10 protein-coding genes are annotated in these 9547 nt (G+C 68.3%); 3 read left to right on the forward strand and 7 right to left on the reverse strand.

What is annotated here, in order from left to right; translation table 11 throughout:
- Nucleotides 1-203 (reverse strand): response regulator (locus NN4_RS43670; protein ID WP_147144102.1); only part of this gene is annotated, 203 nt, incomplete at its 3' end.
- Complete coding sequence (locus tag NN4_RS43675; RefSeq protein ID WP_246181437.1) at nucleotides 200-1786, reverse strand: sensor histidine kinase; 1587 nt, start codon at nucleotides 1784-1786, stop codon at nucleotides 200-202. The genes NN4_RS43675 and NN4_RS43670, both read right to left, overlap by 4 nt.
- Nucleotides 1787-1911: 125 nt before the next feature.
- On the opposite strand from NN4_RS43675, the gene NN4_RS43680 reads away from it, so the two are divergent.
- Entirely contained in the window at nucleotides 1912-3279 is a 1368-nt protein-coding gene (locus tag NN4_RS43680; RefSeq protein WP_147144108.1) for a cation:dicarboxylate symporter family transporter, read from the forward strand.
- A gap of 58 nt (nucleotides 3280-3337) precedes the next feature.
- On the opposite strand, the gene NN4_RS43685 is transcribed toward NN4_RS43680, so the two are convergent.
- On the reverse strand, nucleotides 3338-3553 hold the full coding sequence (locus tag NN4_RS43685) for a DUF4287 domain-containing protein (RefSeq protein ID WP_135233050.1): 216 nt from the start codon (nucleotides 3551-3553) through the stop codon (nucleotides 3338-3340).
- Between the two features lie 189 nt (nucleotides 3554-3742).
- On the reverse strand, nucleotides 3743-4168 hold the full coding sequence (locus tag NN4_RS43690; RefSeq protein ID WP_147144111.1) for a DUF4267 domain-containing protein: 426 nt from the start codon (nucleotides 4166-4168) through the stop codon (nucleotides 3743-3745).
- Nucleotides 4169-4281: 113 nt separating this feature from the next.
- Here NN4_RS43690 and NN4_RS43695 point away from each other — a divergent pair, with 113 nt between their 5' ends.
- Complete coding sequence (locus NN4_RS43695) at nucleotides 4282-4872, forward strand: TetR/AcrR family transcriptional regulator (RefSeq protein ID WP_147144115.1); 591 nt, start codon at nucleotides 4282-4284, stop codon at nucleotides 4870-4872.
- Between the two features lie 174 nt (nucleotides 4873-5046).
- Complete coding sequence (locus NN4_RS43700; protein WP_147144118.1) at nucleotides 5047-6501, forward strand: phytoene desaturase family protein; 1455 nt, start codon at nucleotides 5047-5049, stop codon at nucleotides 6499-6501.
- On the opposite strand, the gene NN4_RS43705 is transcribed toward NN4_RS43700, so the two are convergent.
- The 3 genes from NN4_RS43705 to NN4_RS43715 all read right to left on the reverse strand — a co-directional run.
- Entirely contained in the window at nucleotides 6498-7418 is a 921-nt protein-coding gene (locus NN4_RS43705; protein WP_147144121.1) for a cation diffusion facilitator family transporter, read from the reverse strand. The genes NN4_RS43700 and NN4_RS43705 overlap by 4 nt on opposite strands.
- Before the next feature lie 110 nt (nucleotides 7419-7528).
- Nucleotides 7529-8746, reverse strand: a complete 1218-nt coding sequence (gene manA / locus NN4_RS43710) for a mannose-6-phosphate isomerase, class I (RefSeq protein ID WP_147144124.1) — start codon at nucleotides 8744-8746, stop codon at nucleotides 7529-7531.
- Nucleotides 8746-9547, reverse strand: an 802-nt coding sequence (locus NN4_RS43715) for a tobH protein (protein ID WP_147144127.1), incomplete at its 5' end; no start/stop codon positions are given. The genes NN4_RS43715 and manA, both read right to left, overlap by 1 nt.

A 9547-nucleotide genomic window follows, 5' to 3' on the forward strand; every position in this document is an offset into this window, starting at 1 on the left:
AAGCCGCTGGCATCGGGTAGCCCGATATCCATCAGCACCAGGTCGATCGGCGTGCCCTCGGCCGCGGCCTCGGCGGCCGCCCGCATCGCCTCGCGGCCGGTGTGCGCCACCCCGACGGGCGTGAAGCCCTCGATGCGGTCCACATAGGCGCGGTGTGCCTCGGCGATGAGTGGTTCGTCCTCGACGATCAGCACTCGGATCACTGTGCGTCCTTTCGCGGAATCGTCACGGTTACCGCGCTTTCCGGATCTAGTTCGGTACGAATGGTTCCCCCGTGCCTGGCCACCAGGCGGTGGACCAGGGCGAGGCCGAGCCCGTGATGGTCGGCCTTGGTCGAATAGCCGCGCTGCGACGCCCGCGCGAACGTCTCCTCGGACATGCCGGGCCCGCTGTCAGCGACGCGCACGTACAACGCCGAAGCCGGTTCGGCGCGAACACCTTCGGGATTGTCGCCGCGGTGCCGCACGGTGACCTCCACCCAGCCCGACGGGCTCTCGGCGGCGGCGTCGATGGCGTTGTCGATGAGATTGCCGACCAGCGTGACCATCTCCTGCGGGGTCAGCGGCTCGATCGAGTCGAGCGCGGTGTCCTCGGTGATGGTCAGTTCGATGCTGCGCTCGGCCGCCTGGTTCACCTTGCCGAGCAGCAACGCCGCCAGCGCAGGCGACCCGACCGCGTTCAGCAGCCGATCGATGAGGGCTTGGGACAGTTGCAGTTCCGAGGTGGCGAAGTCCACCGCCTCCTGATACCGGCCCAGTTCGACCATGGTGACCACGGTGTGCAGCCGGTTGGCGGATTCGTGCGCCTGGGCGTGCAGCGACTCGGCGAAACTGCGCACCGAGTCGAGTTCGCCCATCACCGCGCGTAATTCGGTGTGGTCGCGGATCGTCATGACGGTGCCGATCGGCCTGCCCTCCCAGCTGACGATGTCCTGGTTGATGAGCAGGATCCGGTCGCCGGTCACGTGCATCTCGTCGCGGACCACGCCCCAGCTCATCTGCTGCATCGAGGTCGGCAGGTCGCTGCGGCGCACCTCACCGTCGGGCAGTTCGAGCAGCCTGCGCGCCTCGTCGTTGACCACCTCGGCCAGCTCGCCCGCCATGCCGAAGACCACCAGTCCCTCGTGGATCGAGTGCAGGACGGCGTCGTGCTGTTCGTACATGGCCCGTAGTTCGTCGGGTGCGAGCCCATGGGTCTGCCTGCGCAGGCGGCGGCTCAGCAGGAACGACCCGCTGCCGGAGACCGCGAGGCCTGCCGCTGCGATGCCGAGGATCAACGGCAGTTGCGCGGCGACCTGATCACCGATCTTGGCGCGGGTCACCCCGGCCGACACCAGCGCGACCACCTTCCCGCCGTCGTAGACCGGTGCCACCGCGCGGATCGACGGCCCGAGGGTGCCGGTGAAGGTTTCGGTGAAGGTTTCCCCGGACAGGGCGCGGTCGATGTTTCCGCTGAACGGCTTGCCGATCATGTTCTGATTGGTGTGCGTGTAGCGGGTGCGATCCGGCGCCATCACGACGATGAAGTCCATGCCGGTCGCATTGCGGATGCGCTCGGTCACCGGTTGCAGCAGAGCCGTGGGATTGATCGTGTAGACGGCGGACAGGGTGGACGGGGCTTCAGCGACACTCACCGCGACATCTCTCACTTCGCGGGTGGTCGTGACGTCGCTGTGGCGCCGCGCGTCGACCACCGCGAGGACCGCGCCGACAGCAACCATCAGGGTCAACACGATCAGCTGGAGTGCGAAGGCCTGACCGGCCAGGGATAGCCGACCGCGTCTCACTAGCTGTTTTCCTCCGCTGAACGTAATGCACCAAACCGTGACCGGCGTCACCAGGGCCGTCATCATTCTGCCTGGAAGGCGTGAGGCACTTCACGTCGGCACCACTTCGGAGGACATCACTCGGTATGAGCCAAGCAACACCAGCAGCACCCCCACGCAAGCGCGACCGCACCCACTGGCTGTATATAGCCGTCATCATCGCGGTCATCGCGGGCATTCTGGTGGGTTGGCTGGCGCCCGGTTTCGGGGTGTCGGTTGCTCCGCTCGGCAGCATCTTCGTCAACCTGATCAAGATGATGATCGCACCGGTCATCTTCTGCACCATCGTGCTCGGCATCGGCTCGATCCGCTCGGCGGCGACCGTCGGCAAGGTCGGCGGGCTGACCATCGCGTACTTCATGATCATGTCGACCGCCGCGCTGATCATCGGGCTCGTCGTCGGCAATGTGATCTCGCCGGGTACCGGGTTGAATGTCGGCGAGAACGCGAAAGCGGTCAAGTCGCTCACCGACACCGCGCACAAGGCGGGCGGGACGTGGGACTTCTTCAACAGCATCGTCCCGAAGTCGCTGCTGTCCTCGCTGACCGAGGGCAGCACGCTGCAGGCCTTGTTCGTCGCGCTGCTGGTCGGTTTCGCGGTGCAGGCCATGGGCAAGACCGGCGAGCCGATTCTGCGCGGCGTGGCGTTGCTGCAGAAGCTGGTGTTCCGCATCCTGGTGATGATTCTGTGGCTGGCGCCGATCGGTGCGTTCGGCGCGATCGCCAACCTGGTCGGCAAGAGTGGACTGGACGCGGTGCTGAAGTTGGCAACGTTGATGATCGCGTTCTACCTGACCTGCTTGATCTTCGTGTTCGGTGTGCTCGGTGTGCTGCTGTGGGCGGTGGCTCGGGTGTCGGTGCTGAAGCTGGTCCGCTATCTGGCCCGCGAGTACCTGTTGATCCTGGCGACCTCGTCCTCGGAGTCGGCACTGCCTCGGTTGATCGCGAAAATGGAACACATGGGCGTCGAGCGGACGACTGTGGGTGTGGTTGTGCCGACCGGATATTCGTTCAATCTGGATGGCACTGCAATTTACCTGACAATGGCGTCGTTGTTCATCGCTGATGCGATGGGAAAACCGCTCACCCTCGGCGAGCAGATCGGCCTGTTGCTGTTCATGATCGTCGCGTCCAAGGGGGCGGCCGGTGTTACCGGCGCGGGCCTTGCCACGCTGGCCGGCGGCCTGGAGAGTCACCGCCCCGAATTGCTCGACGGCGTCGGCCTGATCGTCGGTATCGACCGCTTCATGTCCGAGGCCCGCGCGCTCACCAATTTCTCCGGCAATGCCGTCGCCACGGTGCTTCTGGGCACCTGGACCAAGACCATCGACGCGGACCGCGTCAAGGAAGTTCTCGACCGCAAGCTGCCCTTCGATGAACAAACCATGGTCGATGACGACCACGGCGCGCAGCCGCAGCAGGAGCCCGACACCAAGGACCTGGTTCCGGCTTAGCTGCACTGTGAAACACGAAGGGCCCGCAGGATCTGCGGGCCCTTCGCGCATTTCGGGGTCAGGAGGCCCACTTCTCCGGGTTGAGGTGGTACTGGGCGAGGGCGGTGGCGTGACCGTGGCCCATGGCGTGTTCAGACTTGAGCCACTCGACCAGCGGCTTGTGCGACGTCAGGCCGGACTCGCCCATCGCGGTGCGCCACTCGTCGATGGTGCGGCCGTACTTGGCCTCGATGGACGGGAAGTAGGACGCGGGTCCGTGCGGCTTGGTCGACATGGTGGTCGTCTCCTGTGATCGTCGTGCGTTCAGTGGTATCGACGGCGGCGCTTCGGGAAATTCATCGAGCGCGGGTGGTTTGTGTGCCGGATCACGGGTGCGTGCGAATTCTGGTCTGCGCGAGCGGGTCCGAACGCGGAACTGTCCGGCACCGGCGAAAACCGGTACCGGACAGCGGGTGCGGTGGAATCAGGCGGGGACGGTGAGGGGCAGCGGGTTCGACCGCTGGGTCAGTTGGTGCTCGCGGATCAGCAGGCCGCCGGCGAGGAAGACCAGAGCGGCGGTGAGGCCGTGGATGCCGAAGGCGGCGGCGGGGGAGCCGTTCCAGGCGAGGACGGTCAGCATGTCGCCGACCGGGACCAAGGCAATGACCAGGGTGGCGATGCCGAGTGCGTAGCGCTGCTTCGCGGCGAGCAGCACCAAGATGAGCACGCCGAAGACGGTGTCGCGGACGCCCTTGAGGTTCATGAACGCGGTCGCCTCACCGTTCGGCCACGCGGGCAGGCCGAAACCGGGGGCGATGGTGTCCGGGCTGATGAGGTAGCTGAGGCCGATGTAGAGGATGAAGGCCGCGCCGATGAGGGACAGTGTGGTGGCGATGCGCGAGGTGGTCATGGTGCTGCTCCTTGGTGCGGTACTCGGTCCTGCTCCGATATCTAGCGGCGCTAGGTTCGAGAGCAACAGTAACTGAGCTTCGATAGCTTGTCTAGCGCTGCTAGAATTTCGGTATGACTCTCCAGACGCGCAAGGAACGTGAACGAGCCGAACGTCGTCAGCGGATCATCGATACCGCGCGTCAGCTGGCCGAAGAACAGGGCTGGGAGGCGGTGACCGTGCGCAGGCTGGCCGAGCTCATCGAATACAGCCAGCCGGTGCTGTACAGCCATTTCGCGGGCAAATCCGCCATCGTGGCCGCGGTCGCGGAGCAAGGTATCGCCGATCTCTCCGTCGACCTGCACCAGGCGCACGCCGAGGCGACGAGTCCGGCCGACCGAATGGCCCGCGTCGCCCGCGCCTACCTGGATTTCGCCGCCGCCAACCCGGCCCGCTACGACGCCATGTTCGTGATGAACGTCGACCTCGTGTTCGGCCTCGAGGCGTCGCAGACGCTGCGGGACGCCTTCGCGGAATTGGAGGCCATGTTCCGGCCGTTCGTCGACGAGGCGGAGCTCGGCGCCCGCACCGAGGTGGCCTGGAGCGCGATGCACGGCCTCGCGACCCTGGAGTGCGGCGCCCGCCTGCGCCCGGAGTTGCGCGAACAGCGCCTCGCCATCCTGGTCGCCGAATGGCTGGCAGCGGTCGGCGCGACGTCGGCCTGACCGCATCCGACTACCGCGCCTGCCGCGGCGAATCCTGTTCCCGCGGACCGAATCGACCACGGCGGGTGACAGCCGACACCTTCGCCGCGATCCGGCAGGTCCGACCGCCGTTCCGCGTGGCAACGCGTTTCGCGGGCCGGGAAGCACCGACCGCGGGCCGGTAGCGTGGGGGATATGCCTGATGTTGTGGTCGTCGGCTCCGGGCCGAATGGTCTCGCCGCCGCGGTGATCCTGGCCAAGGCCGGACTGTCCGTGGAGGTGTACGAGGCCGAGTACGCGGCGGGTGGTGGGTCGCGGACGGCGGAGCTGACCCTGCCCGGATACCGGCACGACGTGTGCGCGGGCGCGCACCCGATGGCGTTGGCCTCCCCGTTCTTCCGCGCGTTCGATCTCGCGGCGCACGGCGTCGAACTGCTCACGCCGGAGGCGTCTTACGCGCACCCGATGGACGGCGGCACGGCCGGCATCGCGTGGCGTGATCTGGACCGGACCGTCGACGGTCTCGGCCGTGACGGTGCCGCGTGGCGCTCGCTGTTCGGTCCGCTGGTGCCGCACTGGGAGGCGATCGTCGACCTGGCGATGTCGGACATGCGCCGTCCGCCCAAGGACCTACTGACCGCGGTGCGGTTCGGCCTGCGCACGCTCGAGCAGGGATCGCCGTTGTGGAACACCAGGTTTCGCGACGACACCGCGGCCGCGCTGCTGACCGGCGTCGCCACCCACGCGATCATCCCGCCGCGCGCCGTGCCTGCCGCCGGGGCCGGGCTGATGCTCGGCACGCTGGCGCATGCGGGCGGCTGGGTGATCCCGCGCGGTGGCAGCCAGGCGATTCCGGACGCGATGATCGCCGAGCTGGAACGCCTCGGCGGGCGGATGCGGACCGGCCACCGCATCGACGCGCTCGGACAGTTCGACGACGCCCGCGCGGTCGTGCTCGACCTCGCGCCCGCGGAGTTGCTGCGCATCGCCGGCCATCGATTGCCGGACCGATACATCAAGCGGCTCCGGCGTTTCCGCTACGGCGGCGCCGCGTGCAAGGTCGATTTCGCGCTCGCGGGCCCGGTGCCCTGGCAGGCCGCCGACCTGGACCGCGCCGGAACCCTGCATCTGGTCGGCACCAGGGCCGAGGCGATGACTGCCGAACGTGCGGTCGCCGCGGGGCAACATGCTGAACGGCCCTATGTGCTGACCATCCAGCCCGGTGTGGTCGACTCGACCCGCGCGCCGGCGGGCAAGCACACCCTCTACACCTACGCGCACGTGCCGAACGGTTCGACCCGCGACATCAGCGAGACGATCATCGCCCAGGTCGAGCGCTTCGCCCCCGGCTTCCGGGACCTGATCCTCGCCAAGCACGTCTACACCGCGGCCGAAATGCCCGCGCACAACGCCAATTACATCGGCGGCGACATCTCGGCGGGCGCGATGACCCTGCGCCAGTGGGCCTTCCGCCCCGCACCGCGCTGGAATCCTTACGCCACACCGCTTCCGGGCGTCTACCTGTGCTCCGCCTCGACCCCGCCGGGTCCCGGTGTGCACGGCATGTCCGGCTTGCACGCGGCCCGCCACGTGCTGCGCCAGCGGTTCGGCATCACGACCGATCCGCTGGCGCTGCTCCGTAATCCCTAAACGCTCTCGGTGCGGTAGAGGTCAGGCTCCAGGTAGATGACCCGGGCGGCGGGAACGGCGGCGCGCACGCGGGCTTCCGCGTCGTTGATCGCGGCCGCGATGTCGGCGATACCCAGGTCGGGGACGAAAGACACCTTGGCGGCGACCAGCATCTCCTCCGGGCCGAGGTACTGGGTCTTGAGATGAATCACCCGCTCGATGCGCGCGCCGTCGGCCAGGTTCTCCCGAATGGCGCGGTCCTCGGCGGGGGTGGCGCCCTCGCCGATGAGCAGACTCTGCATCTCGATGATCAGAATGACGGCGATGACGCCGAGCAGCAGGCCGATGGCCAGGGTGCCGATACCGTCCCAGATCGCGTCGCCGGTGAGCATCGTCAGGCTGACGCCCGCGAGGGCCAAGATCAGCCCGACCAGGGCGCCGGTGTCCTCCAGCAGCACCACCGGCAGCTCCGGGCTACGCGAGGTGCGGATGAACCGCCACCAGCTCGCATTTCCCTTGAGCGGCCGGGACTCCTTGACGGCGGTCATGAAGCTGTAGGTCTCCAGCCCGATCGCGATCAGCAGGATGACGATCGCGACGATCGGCGAGGTCAGATCCTCCGGGTGCTGGATCTTGTGGATGCCCTCGTAGACCGCGTAGATCGAGCCGATGGTGAACAGCACCAGCGCCACGACGAACGAGTAGAAGTAGCGATTGCGCCCGTACCCGAACGGGTGCAGCTCGTCGGCCTCCTGTGCGGCGCGGCGCTGACCGAGTAGCAACAGACCCTGATTGGAGGTGTCGGCCACCGAGTGCACCGCCTCGGCGAGCATCGACGCCGAACCGGTGATCGCCGCACCGATGAACTTCGCTACGGCGATCCCCGCGTTCGCCGTCAATGCGGCGAGAATCGCCTTCTTGCCACCACCAGCCGACATGGGTTGGATGTCCTCTCTCCGATTGCCCGAACCTGGCTAACTTAGCGTGTGCCGAGATCGGATACCCGATACCGGAGGTGATCACCCGGCCGCGGCGACACCGCGCGGGCTCACACCTTGCCGACGCAGGCGCAGAAGAGCTGGGCCGATCCGTCCAGGGCACGAGCTCTAATGTCGGTGTCGGCGGCCGAGATCCACGCCGCGGCACCGCGTTCCAGCGTCAACTCGGACGCGCCGTGCAGCAGCCGCACCGACCCCGCCGTGCACAGCACGATGCCGGGGCCCGCCGCGGTGAGCGGGACCTGCGCCGAGCCGGCGGTCAGATCGAAGCGGCGCAGCTCGAACTCCGGCGCGGGCGTGCGGTAGCGCACCGAGCCGTCGCCCGCCGGTTCCGGCAGCACCACGGGCAGCTCGATCGGCTCGAAGTCGAGCACCCGCAACAGTTCCGGCACGTCGACGTGCTTGGGCGTGAGACCGCCGCGCAGCACGTTGTCGGAGTTGGCCATGATCTCCACGCCGAGTCCGCGCAGGTAGGCGTGCAGGTTGCCGGCCGCGAGGAACAAGCCCTGGCCGGGCTCGAGTGTCAGCCGGTTCAGCAGCAGCGCCGCGAGCACGCCTGCGTCGCCGGGGTAGGCCTCGGCGAGTTCGAGCGTGGTGCGCGCCTCGGGGGTGAACCCGCGCTTGCCTTTTCCGGACAGGTAGCGCACGCAGCCGTCGAGCACCTCGGGCAGCAGCGTCGCGAGCACGTGCTGCGGCAGCGTGATCCAGGTGGTGAACAGGGTGCGCAGACCGTCCGAATCCGGCTGCGCGGCAAGTAGATCGGCGAACGAGGCGAGTCCGTCCACGTCGAGCGCGCGCAGCAGTTCGACGGTGCGGTGCGGCTCGCGGAAGCCGGCGAGCGCCTCGAACCGATCCAGCGCCACCACCAGTTCCGGCTTGTGGTTGTCGTCGCGGTAGTTGCGCATCGGCGAGTCGAACGGCACCTTGGTGCGGTTCTCCCGTTCGAAGCCGGCGCGCGCCTGCGCGGTGCTCGGGTGCGCCTGGAGCGACAGCGGCTCCTCGGCGGCCAAAATCTTCAGCAGGAACGGCAGCTTGCCGCCGAATTCCTGAGCGGCGGGGCCTAATTCGCGCTGCGGATCCTCGGCGACGAAATCCAGCAGCGAGCGGGTGCGGTCGTCGATCAGGACGTGCGCGGGGTCGGCGGGGTGCGCGCCGAACCACAGTTCGGCCTCCGGATGCGCGGACGGAACCGGCCTGCCGCACAGCTGAGCGAGCGCGGTGCGCGAGCCCCAGGCATACGAGCGCAACGCACCAACGAGTTCGTGCACTAGTAACTTCCCCCGTACTGCCCTCGACTGTCGGGTGCGGTACCGCGGGTTCCGATCAGCCGTAGGTAGGCGGCGGCCATTTCCAGCCGCAGCGCGAGCACGGCGAGCTGTTCGAGTTCACCACCGGCGCCGGGAGCGGGCTCCTCGGGGCGCGGCGGGGCGGGCAGGGAGGGGTCGGTGAGGCCGGTGTGCAGCAGATCGAGCTCGGCGCTCACCAGATCGGCGTCGACCAGGCTGGATCCGGTGCCGCCGAACACGGCGATCCGGCGCCGCGCGGCCGACTGGTCCGGGTCGATGCTGAGCACGAAGACGCGCATGCGCTCGACCTGCATGGGACCGTCGAGTTCCTCGTCGTGGAACATCGGATCGAAGCCGGGCGCGGATTCGCCTGCGGCCTCGACCATTCGGGTCTTGGCGGCCACCGCCTCGGCCAGGTCGACCGCGGTGGCGACCCGGCCCGCCGACTGCAGCAGCACCTCGGCGCCGTGCTCGGCCAGCTCGGCCGCGGCGGGGGAGTCGCCGGCCAGCACCACACCGCGCTGATGCATGCGCGAGGCGAGGGTTTTGGCCGGGTTGCGGAAGACCTCGTTGCCGGGTCCGGCGCGCAACGCCTCGGCGTCGAGCACATCGGCCAGCTCGGTGAGGTCGGGCACGAACGTGCCGCTGCGGGCGGGGTCGACCGCGCGCAGGACGGCGATTCCGGCGGCCAGGAAGCGCAGCAGGCGGTTGTGATCGAGCACCTGGACCCGAGGTGCCAGCACGGCGGCCCGGCCGGCCGCGACGGCGCGCATCGGTCCTTCG

This window comes from Nocardia ninae NBRC 108245 (assembly GCF_007990755.1).
Classification (GTDB): Bacteria; Actinomycetota; Actinomycetes; order Mycobacteriales; family Mycobacteriaceae; genus Nocardia; species Nocardia ninae.

What these genes read in the sequence shown, in the direction of transcription:
- NN4_RS43690 (WP_147144111.1), bottom strand. Translation starts at nt 4,168, where the DNA reads ATGACCACCTCGCGCATCGCCACCACACTGTCCCTCATCGGCGCGGCC.
- NN4_RS43680 (WP_147144108.1), top strand. Translation starts at nt 1,912, where the DNA reads ATGAGCCAAGCAACACCAGCAGCACCCCCACGCAAGCGCGACCGCACC.
- NN4_RS43700 (WP_147144118.1), top strand. Translation starts at nt 5,047, where the DNA reads ATGCCTGATGTTGTGGTCGTCGGCTCCGGGCCGAATGGTCTCGCCGCC.
- NN4_RS43695 (WP_147144115.1), top strand. Translation starts at nt 4,282, where the DNA reads ATGACTCTCCAGACGCGCAAGGAACGTGAACGAGCCGAACGTCGTCAG.
- NN4_RS43685 (WP_135233050.1), bottom strand. Translation starts at nt 3,553, where the DNA reads ATGTCGACCAAGCCGCACGGACCCGCGTCCTACTTCCCGTCCATCGAG.
- NN4_RS43705 (WP_147144121.1), bottom strand. Translation starts at nt 7,418, where the DNA reads ATGTCGGCTGGTGGTGGCAAGAAGGCGATTCTCGCCGCATTGACGGCG.